The 16,408-nt window shown below is 57.5% G+C and carries 15 protein-coding genes; 10 read left to right on the plus strand and 5 right to left on the minus strand.

Annotated elements, in window-relative coordinates; genetic code table 11:
* Positions 1–23: 23 nt before the first annotated feature.
* The 7 genes from SLH47_RS13370 to SLH47_RS13400 all read left to right on the plus strand — a co-directional run bounded on the left by SLH47_RS13370 (position 24) and on the right by SLH47_RS13400 (position 9,563).
* Complete coding sequence (locus SLH47_RS13370) at positions 24–1,310, plus strand: MFS transporter (protein ID WP_320240051.1); 1,287 nt, start codon at positions 24–26, stop codon at positions 1,308–1,310.
* 123 nt (positions 1,311–1,433) lie between these two features.
* Positions 1,434–2,015, plus strand: a complete 582-nt coding sequence (locus tag SLH47_RS13375) for a DUF924 family protein (RefSeq protein WP_320240052.1) — start codon at positions 1,434–1,436, stop codon at positions 2,013–2,015.
* A gap of 117 nt (positions 2,016–2,132) precedes the next feature.
* Positions 2,133–3,527 (plus strand): dihydrolipoyl dehydrogenase, encoded by a 1,395-nt coding sequence (gene lpdA / locus SLH47_RS13380; RefSeq protein ID WP_320240053.1) that lies wholly within the window; start codon positions 2,133–2,135, stop codon positions 3,525–3,527.
* 365 nt (positions 3,528–3,892) lie between these two features.
* Positions 3,893–4,948: a LysM peptidoglycan-binding domain-containing protein gene (locus tag SLH47_RS13385; RefSeq protein WP_320240054.1), complete on the plus strand. Its 1,056-nt coding sequence runs from the start codon at positions 3,893–3,895 to the stop codon at positions 4,946–4,948.
* A 158-nt stretch (positions 4,949–5,106) separates the two neighbouring features.
* Positions 5,107–7,977, plus strand: coding sequence for an excinuclease ABC subunit UvrA (gene uvrA, locus SLH47_RS13390; RefSeq protein WP_320240055.1), 2,871 nt, complete (start codon positions 5,107–5,109; stop codon positions 7,975–7,977).
* Between the two features lie 83 nt (positions 7,978–8,060).
* Positions 8,061–9,170, plus strand: coding sequence for a sugar-transfer associated ATP-grasp domain-containing protein (locus SLH47_RS13395; RefSeq protein ID WP_320240056.1), 1,110 nt, complete (start codon positions 8,061–8,063; stop codon positions 9,168–9,170).
* A gap of 144 nt (positions 9,171–9,314) precedes the next feature.
* Positions 9,315–9,563, plus strand: a complete 249-nt coding sequence (locus SLH47_RS13400) for a hypothetical protein (protein WP_320240057.1) — start codon at positions 9,315–9,317, stop codon at positions 9,561–9,563.
* A gap of 4 nt (positions 9,564–9,567) precedes the next feature.
* Here the strand turns inward: SLH47_RS13400 and mmsB are convergent, their stop codons facing one another.
* The 5 genes from mmsB to SLH47_RS13425 all read right to left on the minus strand — a co-directional run bounded on the left by mmsB (position 9,568) and on the right by SLH47_RS13425 (position 14,490).
* The gene (gene mmsB / locus SLH47_RS13405) at positions 9,568–10,434 is read right to left on the minus strand and encodes a 3-hydroxyisobutyrate dehydrogenase (protein ID WP_320240058.1); all 867 of its coding nucleotides are present in this window, start codon (positions 10,432–10,434) and stop codon (positions 9,568–9,570) included.
* Positions 10,431–11,417 carry an enoyl-CoA hydratase/isomerase family protein gene (locus SLH47_RS13410; protein ID WP_320240059.1) on the minus strand — a complete coding sequence of 329 codons (987 nt, stop codon included), beginning with the start codon at positions 11,415–11,417 and terminating at the stop codon, positions 10,431–10,433. The genes mmsB and SLH47_RS13410 overlap by 4 nt, the downstream gene beginning before the upstream one ends.
* Positions 11,414–11,707: a hypothetical protein gene (locus SLH47_RS13415; protein ID WP_320240060.1), complete on the minus strand. Its 294-nt coding sequence runs from the start codon at positions 11,705–11,707 to the stop codon at positions 11,414–11,416. The genes SLH47_RS13410 and SLH47_RS13415 overlap by 4 nt, the downstream gene beginning before the upstream one ends.
* A gap of 68 nt (positions 11,708–11,775) precedes the next feature.
* Positions 11,776–12,918 carry an acyl-CoA dehydrogenase family protein gene (locus tag SLH47_RS13420; RefSeq protein WP_320240061.1) on the minus strand — a complete coding sequence of 381 codons (1,143 nt, stop codon included), beginning with the start codon at positions 12,916–12,918 and terminating at the stop codon, positions 11,776–11,778.
* Between the two features lie 72 nt (positions 12,919–12,990).
* The gene (locus SLH47_RS13425) at positions 12,991–14,490 is read right to left on the minus strand and encodes a CoA-acylating methylmalonate-semialdehyde dehydrogenase (RefSeq protein WP_320240062.1); all 1,500 of its coding nucleotides are present in this window, start codon (positions 14,488–14,490) and stop codon (positions 12,991–12,993) included.
* 123 nt (positions 14,491–14,613) lie between these two features.
* Between SLH47_RS13425 and SLH47_RS13430 the strand changes: the two genes are divergently transcribed.
* The 3 genes from SLH47_RS13430 to SLH47_RS13440 all read left to right on the plus strand — a co-directional run bounded on the left by SLH47_RS13430 (position 14,614) and on the right by SLH47_RS13440 (position 16,379).
* Entirely contained in the window at positions 14,614–15,048 is a 435-nt protein-coding gene (locus SLH47_RS13430) for a CBS domain-containing protein (protein ID WP_320240063.1), read from the plus strand.
* Between the two features lie 66 nt (positions 15,049–15,114).
* Entirely contained in the window at positions 15,115–15,609 is a 495-nt protein-coding gene (coaD, locus tag SLH47_RS13435) for a pantetheine-phosphate adenylyltransferase (protein ID WP_320240064.1), read from the plus strand.
* Between the two features lie 11 nt (positions 15,610–15,620).
* Entirely contained in the window at positions 15,621–16,379 is a 759-nt protein-coding gene (locus SLH47_RS13440; protein WP_320240065.1) for an alpha/beta hydrolase, read from the plus strand.
* The last annotated feature ends 29 nt before the right edge of the window (positions 16,380–16,408 follow it).

Below are 16,408 nucleotides of genomic sequence, written 5' to 3' on the forward strand. Positions count from 1 at the left end.
TCTGATCGCAGAAAGGGCGCGCGATGTTTCAGGTGCTGACCGGGTCATGGGCCCTTTTCCTTGGCATGTTTTTGTTGATGGTTGGCAATGGGTTGCAGGGCACATTGCTCGGCCTGCGTGGTGATCAGGAAGGGTTCAGCACGCTATCCCTGTCGATCATCATGTCGGCTTACTTTCTGGGTTTCCTATTCAGTTCCCGTTTCACGCCCAAACTGATCCAGCGCGTTGGACATGTTCGCGTCTTTGCGGCACTGGGATCAACGATTTCAGCGGTCCTTATTATCTATCCGGTCCTTGTCGATCCAATCTCTTGGACCATCGGGCGGGTGATCATCGGGTTCTGCTTTTGCGGCGTCTATATCACCGCTGAAAGCTGGCTGAACGACGCGTCAAGCAACGAAACCCGCGGCAAGGCCTTGTCGATTTACCTGATGGTGCAGATGGCGGGTGTCGTCTTTGCGCAGTGGATCGTCAGTCAGGGGGATGTGTCGGGATATGTCCTGTTCATCATCCCTTCTGTCCTCGTCTCGCTCGCCTTTGCGCCGGTGCTATTGTCGGCGCGGCCCATGCCCGCTTTCGAGACGACGAAGCCGATGAAGATCAAGGATTTGATCAACGCATCGCCGCTGGCCTGTTTTTCGATGTTCATGCTGGGCGGCATATTCTCGGCGCAGTTCGGGATGTCGGCTGTTTACGGCAACAGGGTCGGGTTGAGCGTTGGTGAGATCTCGTTCTTTATCTCGGCGATCTATGTGTCCGCACTCGTGCTGCAATATCCGATTGGCTGGTTGTCTGACCGGATGGACCGCCGTCGCTTGATCATCTGGGTGTCACTCATCGGCGGGGCCGGGTCGTTGATCGCGTTCCTCGTGCCCGGATACTTTGCGCTGATCGTGATCAGCGGGGCCATCGTCGGCGGCATGTCGAACCCGCTTTACGCGCTCGTGATCGCCTATGCCAACGACTATCTGGATAAAGAGGATATGGCGGCCGCGTCAGGGGGCCTTCTGTTCATCAATGGCGTTGGCGCCATCGCGGGGCCGCTCATTGTCGGTGTGATGATGGATGTGATCGGCAATAACGGCTACTGGCTGTTTACCGCCAGCTTGATGTTGGCCATCGGCTTGTACGGGATGTATCGAACCACGCAGCGGAGCCGCACCGAAATCGTCGAGGCCGAAAGCGTTCCTTATACGCCCGTGTCCGCTGCATCGACGCCCGTCGTCGCTGAGGTTGCGCAAGAGGCTTACATCGACGCCGAGGCCGATATCCTTGAGACAAGCGAAGACCTGCCGAAGGTGGCGCCATAATTCTCACCCACTGTGTCATCTCGAAAGATCATTTGAGCGAAGGCGTGCTGTAAACCCTTGCCAGGGCGAGGTTTGTTTGCTTCCGTGAAAATGTGTCGATGAGGTCACTGAAGGAATGGTGTGGTGGTAAGCCCCGATGAAGTACTGGCATTCTGGTTGGATGAATGTGCGCCAGAAGAATGGTACAAATCCGATCCCGCCTTTGATGAGAAGGTCAGAGAGCGCTTTCTCGCGACTTGGGAGGCGGCAAGCGAAGGCAGCCTGAGCCTGTGGCTTACCTATCCGTCCGGCACCTTGGCCTATATCATTCTGACGGACCAGTTTCCGCGAAACATGTTCCGTGACACGGCACAAGCTTTCGCGACTGATGATATCGCACGCGCTGCGGCGAAAATGGCGATTGACCGTGATTGGGACATGAAGATCGATGAACCGGCGCGGCAGTTCTTTTATCTGCCGCTGATGCATGCAGAAAGCTTGTGCGATCAGGATCGCGCGGTGCGGTTGATCCACACACGGATGCCAGAGACAGGTCATCACAACCGCGACCATGCTTGCGCCCATCGCGCGGTGATCCGCGATTACGGGCGTTTTCCCTATCGCAACGCTGCGTTAGGGCGCAAAACAACCCCAGCAGAGCAGGCCTTTCTTGATGCGGGCGGATATGCGAGCGCAATTCAGGCCCAACTCGCCCAAGCGAGTTGAGGCTCGGTTGATCCGCCGCTTTGCGTCACTGCGATGGCAGTTATGACGCCAGGTCACTAGAGGTCGCCCCAAAAATAGTTTAGCGTTCAACTAAATCTGATTTTGGAGGGGCACCACATGGCTGCGCAGACTTTTGACATCATCGTAATCGGCGCCGGGCCAGGCGGTTATGTGGCCGCTATTCGCGCCGCACAACTCGGCATGAAGGTGGCAATCGTCGAACGTGAGCATATGGGTGGCATCTGCCTGAACTGGGGCTGCATTCCGACCAAGGCGATGTTGCGCTCTTCCGAAGTTTTCCACCTGATGCATCGCGCCAAGGAATTTGGCCTGAAGGCGACGGGTGTCGATTACGATCTGGATGCGGTTGTGAAGCGCAGCCGTGACGTGGCCGGCCAGCTATCGGGCGGCGTCAGCCATCTGATGAAAAAGAACAAAATCACGGTTTTCATGGGTGAGGCGACCATCCCTGCAAAAGGCAAAGTCTCTGTGAAGGGCGAGAAGGGGACTGATGAGCTGGCCTCGAAGAACATCATCCTGGCGACTGGTGCCCGCGCTCGCGAATTGCCGGGGCTTGAAGCGGATGGCGATCTGGTCTGGACCTATAAACACGCGCTGCAGCCCAAACGCATGCCAAAAAAGCTGCTGGTGATTGGTTCCGGGGCAATCGGGATTGAGTTCGCGAGCTTTTACAACACGCTTGGCGCTGACACGACCGTCGTTGAGGTGATGGACCGCGTGTTGCCGGTTGAAGATGCTGAAATCTCGGCATTTGCGAAGAAGCAATTCGTCAAGCAGGGCATGAAGATCATGGAGAAATCCATGGTCAAACAGCTTGACCGCGCCAAAGGCAAGGTTACGGCCCATATCGAAACCGGCGGTAAAGTTGAAAAGATGGACTTTGACACGGTGATCAGCGCGGTGGGCATCGTCGGCAATGTCGAGGGGCTGGGGCTAGAGGCGCTTGGCGTCAAAGTGGACCGTACGCATGTCGTGACGGACGAATACTGCCGCACGGGCGTTGACGGCCTTTACGCCATTGGCGACATCGCTGGTGCGCCTTGGCTTGCCCACAAGGCCAGCCATGAAGGCGTGATGGTTGCGGACCTGATCGCGGGCAAGCACGCCCATCCCGTAAAACCCGAAAGCATTGCCGGCTGCACCTATTGCCATCCACAGGTCGCTTCGGTTGGCTATACCGAGGCCAAGGCCAAGGAACTGGGTTATGACATCAAGGTAGGCCGTTTCCCCTTTATCGGGAATGGCAAGGCAATTGCCCTGGGCGAGCAAGAGGGGATGATCAAGACCATCTTCGATGCCAAGACGGGTGAGCTTCTAGGCGCGCATATGGTTGGTGCCGAAGTGACTGAACTGATCCAGGGCTATGTCGTTGGGCGTCAGCTTGAAACGACAGAGGAAGACCTGATGAGCGCTGTCTTCCCACACCCAACGCTGTCCGAAATGATGCATGAAAGCGTGCTCGACGCATATGACCGCGTGATCCACATGTGACCGGACCAAGGCGCCGCAAAAGCGGCGGATTGATCTATACTGCTGAGGCGACGTTAAAATCGGCGAATACGTTCCGCGAATTTGCCACCGCGCCTCATGGTTGTGTCTCAATCTTTTAACTCTTCCGCGGTAAGGTGCAGTTACGTCAAGTCATGTGAAATTCGCCATGAGTTGGTCGTTTTTTGACCCAAATGCGAACCGTGTTCGTGCTTAGCCCACCGATAACGATGATAGGTTGGCCAAGCTGATACCGGCCAAACCCTTCATCAAAACTGCAAGGCGCGTGTGTTGCGCTTTGTTATCGCCTTGTTCGCTTACAATTATGGAGACGGCTTAGCCTAGTGAATGAAATGAAGGAAAAAGACATGACAAAAAGAGTCGTGCTGGCAGCAATCGTTGCTGCGGCGGGCGCCACAGCGACACACGCACAGGAGGCCTGCAGTGTCTATACTGTGCAGCCCGGTGACACGCTGAGCGTCATTGCCCGCGAAGCCTATGGAAGCATCAGCTTTCAAGAGATTTGGGATGCGAACCGCAATGTGATTGGCGCAAACCCGAATATCATTTCGGTTGGCATGGAGTTGTCTTTGCCATGTGCGGACGGCTCTTTGCCCGGGTCCGGTACGGTTCAGGTAAGTGTTGCAACACCTGTTCCAGAGGTTACGGCCGCCGAGACAAAGACAATCCGTCTGGTCACCGGGACCGGCTATCCGCCTTACACGGATGAAGGGCTCGAAGGTGGTGGCGTCTACACACAGCTTGTGCGTGCTGCAATGGACACGATGGAACCACGCTATGAGACCGAGATCATTTTTGTGAATGATTGGGGTTCGCATCTTGAAACGCTTCTGCCTGCGCGTGCTTTTGATGGCGCCTTCCCATGGCTGCGCCCAAATTGCGAGGCGCCAGAAACCTTGACCGAAAACTCAAAGTTTCGGTGTGACGGTTTCCTGCATTCGGACCCATTCTATGAGATCATCACAGGTCTTGCGACCCGCAGCGACGATGCGCTCGCAACCACGACCGACGCGGCTGACTTTGCTGGCAAGTCGTTGTGCCTGCCATCGGATTACTCGGATGTCGGCCCAACCAGCCTTGGCCTTGGGCGCGACGTAATGAACTACGTGCAGCCTGCAAATCCTGACGATTGCTTTACCGCGCTTATGGCCGGTGAGGTTGATGCCGTGGCACTTGTGACTGCACAGTCTGAAGATATCGCCCAGCGTATGGGGATTGCAGAGCAGGTTGCGATCAACCCGCATCTGACAAGTGCTGACGTGCTTGCTGTGTTTGTTGACAAAGACAATCCTGACGCCGCCGAGATCATCAGCGCGCTCAACGAAGGTCTGGAGAACATCCGCGAATCCGGCGAATGGTTCCAAACCGTCCGCGCAGGCTTCTCGGCTTACTACAACCAGTAATCCTGCTTAAACGGCACTGAAACGACCCGGTTGCGGCAACGCGGCCGGGTTTTCTTTGTTGTGATTATTTTGCTTTTGTTCATATAATGTTCTTGCTCCGGGGTGGCGGATAATTCTCGCGCTGCTATCTGAAGACGGAGTTGTCCCTGGGGGTTGGAATGGCAGAGCTCAAAAACATTGAGGTACGCGGCGCGCGTGAACATAACCTCAAGGATATCGACGTCGATATTCCGCGTGATCAGCTTGTAGTGATCACCGGCTTGTCGGGGTCGGGCAAGTCCTCGCTCGCCTTTGACACGATCTATGCCGAAGGGCAGCGGCGTTACGTTGAGTCGCTCAGCGCTTATGCGCGGCAGTTCCTTGATATGATGGAAAAGCCGGATGTGGACCATATTAGCGGTCTGAGCCCGGCGATTTCGATTGAGCAGAAGACGACGTCGAAGAACCCGCGTTCGACGGTTGGCACGATCACCGAGATTTACGACTATCTGCGTTTGCTCTTTGCCCGTGCAGGCACGCCTTACAGCCCGGCCACCGGCCTGCCGATTGAGGCGCAGCAGGTGCAGGACATGGTCGACCGGGTGATGGCGATGGAGGAGGGGACACGCGGCTATCTGCTTGCGCCCATCATCCGCGACCGCAAGGGCGAGTATCGCAAGGAATTTCTGGAACTGCGCAAGCAGGGCTTTCAGCGGGTCAAGGTGGATGGGCAGTTCTACGAGTTGGACGAGCCGCCGACGCTGGACAAGAAGTTCCGCCATGACATTGATGTCGTTGTTGACCGGATCGTTGTGAAGGAGGGGCTGGAGACCCGCTTGGCTGACAGTTTCCGCACAGCACTTGATCTGGCTGATGGGATTGCGGTTTTGGAGACTGCCCCGAAAGAGGGTGATCCGGAGCGGATCACATTTTCCGAGAATTTCGCCTGTCCTGAATCCGGTTTCACGATCCCCGAGATCGAGCCGCGCCTGTTTTCCTTCAATGCGCCATTCGGGGCCTGCCCGTCCTGCGACGGCTTGGGTGTTGAGCTGTTTTTTGATGAACAACTCGTGGTGCCGGATGTGACGCTCAAGATCGCCGATGGCGCGCTGGCCCCATGGCGGAAGGGCAAATCGCCCTATTTCCTGCAGACGATTGAGGCGATTGCGAAGCATTACGGATTCAACAAGAACGCCCGCTGGAAGGATCTGGATCCGAAAATTCAGCAGGTGTTCCTCTACGGCTCTGGCGAGGAAGAGATCAAGTTCCGCTATGATGAGGGCGGGCGCGTCTATCAGGTCGAGCGTGCCTTCGAAGGCGTGATTCCAAATATGGAGCGGCGCTATCGCGAGACCGATAGCAACTGGATCCGCGAAGAGTTCGAGAATTATCAGAACAACCGCAATTGCGGCACTTGTGATGGCTACCGGCTGCGGCAAGAGGCGTTGGCGGTCAAGATCGGGCCGTCTGATGATCTGCTCCATATCGGACAGGTGGTGCAGATGTCGATCAAGGAGGCCTATGATTGGTGCCTGTCGGTGCCCGACAACTTGACCAAGCAGAAGAATGAGATTGCCCATGCGATCCTGAAGGAAATTCGCGAGCGGTTGGGCTTTCTGAATAATGTTGGCCTCGAATATCTGACGCTGTCCCGCAATTCGGGCACGTTGTCGGGCGGTGAAAGCCAGCGGATCAGGCTGGCCTCGCAGATCGGCTCTGGCCTTCAGGGAGTCCTCTATGTGCTCGATGAGCCATCAATCGGGCTGCATCAGCGCGACAATGATCGGTTGCTGACAACGCTGAAGAACCTGCGCGATCAGGGAAATACTGTCATCGTCGTCGAGCATGATGAAGAGGCGATCCGCGAGGCGGATTACGTGTTCGACATCGGCCCCGGCGCGGGTGTGCATGGCGGGCAGGTTGTGGCCAAAGGCACCCCGCAAGAGATCATGACAGCCGAGGGATCAATCACTGGTGAGTACCTTGTCGGTACGCGCGAGATTGCCGTACCCGCCAAACGGCGCAAGGGGAAGGGCAAGAAGCTGACAGTGGTCAAGGCTACTGGGAACAATCTGCAGAATGTCACAGCGGATTTTCCTTTGGGCAAATTCGTCTGTGTGACAGGCGTCTCGGGCGGGGGCAAATCGACCCTGACGATTGAGACCTTGTTCAAGAACGCCTCGGTCAAGCTGAATGGCGCTCGGCAAACGCCTGCACCATGTGAGACGATCAAGGGGTTCGAGCATCTCGACAAGGTGATCGACATCGACCAGCGGCCTATCGGGCGGACCCCCCGGTCGAACCCGGCGACCTATACCGGGGCATTCACGCCGATCCGCGACTGGTTTGCGGGCATGCCTGAGGCGAAGGCGCGGGGGTATAAACCGGGCCGGTTCAGCTTCAACGTGAAGGGCGGGCGCTGCGAGGCCTGTCAGGGTGACGGCGTCATCAAGATCGAGATGCACTTTCTGCCCGACGTCTATGTCACTTGCGAGACCTGCAAGGGCGCGCGTTACAACCGCGAAACCCTGGAGATTAAGTTCAAGGGCAAGTCTATCGCCGATGTCCTTGATATGACGGTGGAAGACGCGCAGGAATTCTTTTCCGCCGTCCCCTCAATCCGCGAAAAGATGGATGCGCTGATGCGCGTGGGCCTCGGCTATATCAAGGTCGGCCAGCAGGCGACGACCTTGTCGGGTGGTGAGGCGCAGCGGGTGAAGCTGTCCAAGGAACTCTCAAAACGTTCCACGGGTCGGACGCTTTATATTCTCGATGAGCCAACGACGGGGCTGCATTTTGAGGACGTCCGTAAGCTATTGGAAGTGCTGCATGAATTGGTCGACCAGGGCAATTCGGTGATTGTCATCGAACACAACCTCGACGTGGTGAAGACCGCCGACCATATCATCGATATCGGCCCAGAGGGCGGGGACGGCGGTGGCCGGATCGTTGCAACCGGCACGCCGGAAGAGGTTGCTGAAGTCACCGAGAGCCATACCGGCCGCTATCTGAAAGAGATGCTGGCGCCAAAATCCGTCGCTGCCGAATAAATTCCTGAGCTACCCTCAATTCGCTTTGTGCTTTCTCGCCGCATGTGATTTGTAATCCATCAAGCACAGCGGGGAAGATATTCATGTCTGCGCAGGACGAAGACCTCAAGAAAATGAAAGATGCAAGTGATGCCAACCTGTTAGGACAGTTGGCAGCGGCGGCCCGGTCTGTTGGGGCCAGCCCGATTACGTTGGGGCTGGACTTCCGAAAGCTGAGCAAGGGGCGTGGCAAGCTCAAAATGAACGAGTACCTGCGCTATGGCCTCTACGATCGCGACAAGTGGACAGAGGATGAGCGGAGCCGCTTTGTGTCTTCTTCGCAGCACTGGCCGATTGTTGAACATTGCATCGATCATCAATGGTGGGCGGTCACGGAAGATAAGTGGATTTCCGCGCTCGTGCTTGAACAGGCAAAGATGCCGACGCCGAAGCTGCTGGCAGTGTTTGACAAGGGGCCAAGAGTCTATCCTGCAGTCCGTCGTCTCGCGAATGCGGCGGATTTGGAGGCATTTCTCAAAGATTGCGACAGCTTCCCAATCTTTGCGAAATCCACATCGGGTGTGGCAAGCGCGGGTGCTCTCAAGATCAGTGGTGTGACTGATACGCATGTGGAAATCGTCGGACGAGAGCCGGCCACCTTCGCTGAAGTGACCGATAGCCTCTTTGGCGATCACCACTACATCATTCAGGAATTCCTGAAACCGCATGCGTTCTTCGACGGCCTGACAGAGGCGATGGCGACCGTCCGCTGTCTCAATCTGATTGATGAAAATGGCGTGACGGTTCCCTATACCGCGCTGAAGCTGCCCGGGGCGGATAGCTTTGCCGACAACTTTTGGCGCGACGGAAACATGATCGCGGACGTGGATCCCGAGACAGGCGAAATCCGCACCCTTGTGCGCAACGATGATGGTGAATTGACCCGGCTTACCGAACATCCCGTTGAAGGCCGGACTGTCATAGGCGAAAAGCTACCCGATTGGGACGAAATGATGCGCATCAACAAAGAGGTTGCGCTGATCCATGCGCCCAATCGCTTTGCCTCAACCGATATGGCATTGACGCGCGATGGCCCTGTCGTGGTTGAGGTCAATAACGGTTGCGCGTTTGAACTGATCCAGATTGCGACGGGGCGCGGATTGCTCACCGACGACATGCTGTCGTTCTTTCGCAAGAACGGGGTCAAGATCTGAGGGACACGCGCGGCGCGTCTGTTGTCAAAACGCAGCGTCATTTTCAGATATCGTCCGCGATTTGGTCAGATTGCCGCATTCCCGGCGGCAACGGACGCCATATGTCACTTGCAACGCAATTGATTTGGAAAGCGCGCTGACCCTATGCAAAGAGACACCTATGCCGACCGTTCGTTATTGACCCGCATTCTTTTTCGCGTTCCCATTCTGGGCCGTATGTTGCGCGAGGTCTATTATGGCGACAGCGACAACATCTATTACTTCTTATTTAGCGTCCTGGCCCTGTGGTTTCTGGCAATTCTCGCCTGGGGCTACCCGGCACTGATCGTCCCGATGATCCTGGTCGTACCGGCGATGTTTGTCGTCCTGGTGATGCTGACGGTCGGCCAGTAGGGTCTCAGCCTCTTCCGCGCTTTTCAAAGCGCGGCAGCATGGCCGAGAAGTCGCGGCCTGCGCCTTCTTCCTGTTCAACGAATTGTGCATAAAGGTCGCGCGCTGCTTGCCCCATGGGTGTGTCAGCATCTGCGGTCTCTGCCGCCATTTGGGCGAGATTCAGGTCTTTCAACATCAGGTCGGCGGCGAAGCCGGGTTGATAATCGTTGTCGGCGGGGCTTTGCGGCCCGATGCCCGGTGCAGGGCAATAGGCGTTCATGGTCCATGAATAGCCGGACGATGTGCTGACGACGTCGAACATGGCCTGCCGGTCAAGGCCCAGCTTGTCGGCGAGGACGAACGCCTCACATGTCGCAATCATGGTCACACCAAGGATCATGTTGTTGCAGATCTTAGCGGCCTGTCCGTTGCCCGCTGGACCGCAATGCACGGCCTTCTGGCCCATGATGTCGAAGAGCGGTTTGACCCGCGCAAAGGCCTCGTCCGCGCCACCGGCCATGAATGTCAGTGTGCCAGCTTGGGCTCCGCCGATCCCCCCCGAGACTGGGGCATCGATGGCCATCAGGTTGTGGGCCTCTGCTTGGGCCGCAACGGCGCGGGCGCTGTCCACATCGACGGTGGAGCAGTCCAAATGGATCGCGCTTGGTTTCATCGCCGGATGGATTTCATCCGCAACGGTGCGGAGTATCTCTCCGTTCGGCAGCATCGTGATGACGACATCTGCCTCCTTGGCAACGTCGGCCGCGCTGCTGGCCAATGTTATACGGTCTGGCTTAGCGACGGTGTCGAAACCAATCACCTCGTGTTCCTTGGCTAGGTTCTCGGCCATGGGCGCGCCCATGTTGCCCAGCCCAATAAAGCCGATTTTCATGTGTTGTCCTCCCATTGCAGCGCGTTCTCACCCAAGGGTGCCGTCATGGCCGCGACTTGATCATCGGTGACGGGCTGCCATTTCGGCTTTTTGTCCCGGTCGATGATGGCGGCGCGTATGCCCTCGATAAAGTCACCTTGCGCTACGCAACGGTAGGTATAGCGGAACTCATGGTCGAGCGCGGTTTTGATGTCGGGATTTTCGCGAACGGCGGTAAGGATGCGACGACAAACGGCCATGGCGAGAGGAGCGTTGCGGGCTGTGAGCTTATCGGCTCGTTGAGCCGCTTCGCTGTCTGAACCATCTGTGAAATATGCGTCGATATCGGCCTGCCAGCCCTTCAGGCGACTTTGCGGGGCAGGGTGGTTTGGAATGCTTGTCCCGCCAGTCCCAGCAATGCTCTCTTTCAAGGCCTCCCAGGTCTCTTGCGGCACATAATGGTCGGCGAAACCTGCATAGATCGCGTCACCGGCATCCATGCGGTCACCGGTTAGTCCCAGATATTCACCGCAATGCCCCGGCGCTTTTGCCAGTATGAGCGAGCCGCCCACATCGGGCACAAGCCCGATTGAGCATTCGGGCATCGCAATTTGGCTGCTCTCGCAAACGATCCGGTCGGAGCCGTGACAGCCGACGCCAACACCGCCACCCATTGTGAAACCATGAAGGAAGGTCACGACGGGTTTTGGGTACGCATGGATCTTTGCGTTCAGCCGATATTCGTCGCGCCAGAAGTTGCGGCCATAGTCGAGGTCTCCGCGCTGGCCTGCCGCATACATCTCGGCAATATCGCCGCCAGAGCAGAAGGCGCGCTCTCCCGCGCCGTCGATCATGATCAGCGCGATATCGGGGTCGTTCAGCCACCCGTCGAGCGCCTTTTCAATCTCAAGACACATCTCCCATGTCAGCGCGTTCAATGCCTTTGGGCGGTTGAGGGTGATGTGGCCCGCATGGCCGTTTTGGCGGATGAGGATGTCCGTCATGAGCGTGATTCTAGCTTCTGTTCAAGATAGTCTAGCTTTTGCTCTGCTAGGCGTGGGCGACCATACATCAGCCCGGCGCATATGATGCACCAACGGAAAAACCAAGGAGCGATAAGGGCCAGTCCCACAAATCCCATAATCATGTTCAGCACTGGCAGGGCAGGATGCGTGAATTCGCTCAACAGGATTGAGATAAGCAATAGCGGAAGCGCAATTGCGAAGAACCACGGCAGCATATAGAACCCCAAAAAGAAGATCGAGAAGCGTGGAAACTGAAGGGCTTGTTTCAAGACCCTGCATTCCTGTAGCTTGAATGCTGTAACCAACTTGCGCCACCATCGGTGCATCAGTTTCTCTTCTACACTCCGCTAAGCATTTGGCGCGCGGTGATGAGCCGCATGATTTCGTTGGTTCCTTCAAGGATCTGGTGGACCCGCAGGTCGCGGACGATCTTTTCGATCCCATAATCAGCAAGGTAGCCGTAGCCACCATGGAGTTGCAGGCATTGGTCCGCAACCCGGCTGCCGACCTCGGTGACCTGCTTCTTGGCCATCGCGCAGAACTTCGTGGCATCGGGTGCGCCAGTGTCGAGTTTCCAGGCGGCCTGGCGCAGGAAGGTGCGGGCGGCTTGCAGATCAATCTCCATGTCGGCAAGCCGGAATTGCAGGCCCTGAAACTGGTCGATGGATTTGCCGAAGGCTTTGCGTTCTTTCATATAGGCCAGTGTTTGATCCAGTGCCGCTTGCGCAGCACCCAGCGAACAGGCCGCGATGTTTAGTCGTCCGCCATCGAGCCCCGCCATCGCGTATTTGAATCCCTGACCCTCTTCACCCAACAGGTTGTCAGCGGGGGCCTTGCAAGCATCCATCTGGACCTGCCGCGTGGGCTGAGAACGCCAGCCCATCTTGTCCTCCAAACCCCCGTAGCTCAGGCCGTCGGCGCCTTCTTCGACAAGAATTGCGCTGATGCCCTTTGGCCCGTCATCACCCGTCCGCGCCATCACGATATAGGCGTCCGAATAGCCACCGCCGGAGATGAACGCCTTCGTGCCGGTCAACTCGTAGCCTTCATTGGTGCGCACGGCTTTCGTCTTGAGTGCTGCGGCATCAGAGCCCGAGCCGGGTTCGGTCAGACAGTAGCTGAGGATCGTCTCCATCGTCAGTGCCTTGGGTAGAAGGCGGGGCCGCAATGCGTCTGATCCGTGCTTGTCAATCATGTAAGCGCACATGTTGTGGATCGACAGGAACGCGGCGACTGAGGCGCAAGATTGCGAAAGGGCCTCGAAAACCAGCGTGGCATCAAGCCGTGAGAGGCCCGAGCCGCCCATATCCTCACTGACATACAGCCCGCCAAAACCCAACTCTGCTAGCTTGGGCCAGAGGTCTTTGGGGATTGTGCCTTCGGCCTCCCAATCCCGCGCATGCGGGGCGATATGCTCGGCCCCAAAAGCTTGCGCCATGTCGAATATCGCGACCTGTTCTTCGGTCAGGGCAAAGTCCATGATGCCTCCCACAGCATGAATTGAACGCTCGTTTAATTCATGCGCCGGTTTGCGGCTTTTGGCAAGTGCGGCCTATTCCATCACGGGGATCGAAAACTCGCCGCCTTCCTTGATGCCCGACGGCCAACGCGATGTGATCGTTTTGGTCCGGGTATAGAACTTGAACGCATCAGGCCCGTGCTGATTGAGGTCGCCGAACATGGATTTCTTCCAGCCGCCGAACGTGTGGTAGGCGAGCGGCACGGGGATGGGCACGTTCACGCCAACCATGCCGATATTGATCCGGTTCGCGAAGTCGCGGGCGGTGTCGCCGTCGCGAGTGAAGATCGCGGTGCCGTTGCCGTATTCGTGGTGCATCGCGAGACCAAGCGCCTCTTCATAGCTTTGTGCCCGCACGGTGGAAAGGACCGGGCCGAAGATCTCGGTTGTGTAGATGTCCATGTCAGGCTTGACGTGGTCAAAGAGGTGGGCGCCGACGAAGAATCCGTCTTCATAGCCCTGCAGCTTGAAATCGCGCCCGTCGACGACGAGTTTCGCGCCCTGATCGATGCCCGTCTGGACGAGGCGTTCGATATTGGCCTTTGCGGCAGCGGTCACCACCGGGCCATAGTCGACGTCATTGCCAGACGTATAGGGCCCAACCTTCAGCGCCTCGACCCGTGGCACCAGTTTCTCGATCAGGCGGTCGGCGGTTTCATCGCCCACGGGCACGGCGACGGAAATCGCCATGCAGCGTTCGCCAGCCGCACCATAACCAGCACCCACAAGCGCATCGGCGGCCTGATCCATGTCCGCGTCGGGCATGATGATCATGTGGTTTTTTGCGCCGCCGAAACACTGCACGCGCTTGCCGTTCGCGCAGCCGCGTCCATAAATGTATTCGGCGATGGGGGTGGAGCCGACAAAGCCGATGGACTGGATCACATCGTGGTCGAGGATGGCATCGACGGCTTCTTTGTCGCCGTTCACGACCTGCAGGATGCCCTTGGGCAGGCCTGCTTCCTCCATCAGTTCGGCCAACATCAGCGGCACGGAGGGATCACGCTCGGACGGTTTGAGGATGAACGCATTGCCGCAGACGATGGCAGGCGCGAACATCCACATCGGGATCATGGCGGGAAAGTTGAACGGCGTGATCCCGGCGGTCACACCGAGCGGCTGTTTCATTGAATACATGTCGATGCCGGGGCCGGCTGAGTCCGTATACTCGCCTTTCAGCATCTGCGGCGCGGCGATGCAGTATTCCACGACCTCCAGCCCGCGGATCACATCGCCCTTGGCATCGGGGAGTGTTTTGCCATGTTCGCGGCTCAGCGCCTCGGCCAGTTTATCCATGTCGCGGTGTAAAAGCTGGACAAAAGCCATCATCACGCGGGCACGGCGCTGCGGGTTCACGGCGGCCCATGCCGGTTGCGCCTCTTGCGCGATGGACACGGCCTTGGCCAGTTCGTCGCTGTTCGCCAGCGGGACCTTGGCCTGCACTTCGCCGGTCGCCGGGTTCATCACGTCGGCAAAACGCCCTGACGTCCCTTTGACATGTGCGCCGCCGATATAGTGGGTGAGTTCTTGCATTTGGTCCTCCGCGATCTTTGCGCCGACTATAGGGGGGAGTGTCGCAGGGTAAAGAGCCATGCTTGACAGAGAGAGGTTTGATTTGAGACGCTGAAATACCGCAGCGACACAAAGGAGCGCACGATGATCGTATCACAGATGCTGAAGACCAAGGACAATCCCGGGGTTGTATCCGTCAAGCCTTCGGACCCGGTCACCGATGCGGTCAAGCTCTTGTCAGCGAAGCGTATCGGCACGGTGGTGGTCTCGGGTGATGGTGAAGCGCTTGATGGCATCCTGTCAGAACGTGATATCGTCCGCGAATTGGGCAAGCGTGGGCCAAGTTGCCTGAGCGAGCCGGTGAGCAGCATGATGACCTCTGCCCTGACAACCTGTACGCCATCCGACACCGCACTTGAGGTGCTGGAGGTGATGACAAATGGGCGCTTTCGTCACTTGCCTGTGATGGAAGACGGCAAGATGATCGGCCTGATTTCAATCGGGGATGCGGTCAAGGGCAGGCTTGCCCAATTGGCGATGGAGAAGGATGCCCTCGAAGGCATGATCATGGGGCATTAGGCCGCTTGCATTCCGCCCCGCAATATTGTTGCGTGCGCGCAGAGATGAGTTGAGACGAGGGCGGCCATGCGCGTAGGACTGTATCCCGGAACCTTTGACCCGGTCACGCTTGGGCATACGGATATCATCCGCAGGGCCTGTTCCTTGGTAGATCGGCTGGTGATCGGTGTTGCGATCAACCGCGACAAGGGGCCGATGTTTTCGCTGGAAGAGCGTGTGGCGATGGTCGAGGCCGAGGCGGCACCTTTGGGCGCGGCAACCGGATGCGAAATCGTCGCACACCCTTTCGAAAACCTGCTGATCGATTGCGCCCGTGATGTACGGGCGTCGGTCATTATCCGCGGCTTGCGCGCTGTGGCTGACTTTGAGTACGAATTTCAGATGGTTGGCATGAACCGGGTCCTGGATGACAGGATTGAGACCGTGTTTCTGATGGCGGACGCGAAACATCAGGCGATTGCCTCCAAGCTGGTCAAAGAAATTGCGCGCCTCGGTGGTGACGTTTCGAAGTTCGTCGCACCCGCTGTAAATGACGCTTTACGCGCGCGGTTTGACGGTTGAACTGGCTTTGGATGCTTGTCGGGACTTATCTGCTTTATGCCACGATCATGGTGCTGGCCCATCCCCGACTGATCTATCCGTTCGGGCCTGACCCGTTCGACGCCCCGGAGTTTCGGCAGGAGATCGTTTCGGAACGCGATGTCGCCCTTGCCATCTATGAAGGGGAGAGTGCCGAAGCCGTGCTGTTCTTCATGGGCAATGGTGGGGCGCTTGCCTATTTCACCTACACGCTGAACGCACATGTCGCGGCAGATAGGCACCTTTACGCGGTGGAGTATCCGGGCGGTGGCGGGATACCTGGCACGCCTTCAGAGGCGCGTCTGAAGGCCGATGCGCTGGCCGCTTATGATTGGATCGCGGCGCGGCATGAGGGGCCGATTGTCGTGCATGGATATTCGATGGGAACCGGCCTTGCGCAATATGTAGCGGCTGAGCGCGACGTTGCTGCCATTATTCTGGATGCGCCATTTGTGAAGATGTGCGCGCTGATGACCCAAGCGTCATGGCTTCCAGCCTGTTGGCTGCCCTTTGTGCAGAAATGGAACTCTGCCGCCTTGGCGCCCGCGATTTCGGCGCCGGTTCTGATCCAGCATGGACAGGACGATCAGATGATCCCGCCTTCGGTGGGTCGAAGCCTTGCAGACCTGATGGAAGAAGCCGACATTTCCGTGACATTTCATGCCGTGCCAAACGCGAACCACAACAATCTCGCCGGCGTGCCGGGCTATCGCGACCGCATTGACGCTTTCCTGTCCAAAGCTCTGAAATAACAAAGCCGCCCCCGAAGGCGCGGCTGTTT

The organism is Cognatiyoonia sp. IB215182 (assembly GCF_033963905.1).
Classification (GTDB): domain Bacteria; phylum Pseudomonadota; class Alphaproteobacteria; order Rhodobacterales; family Rhodobacteraceae; genus Yoonia.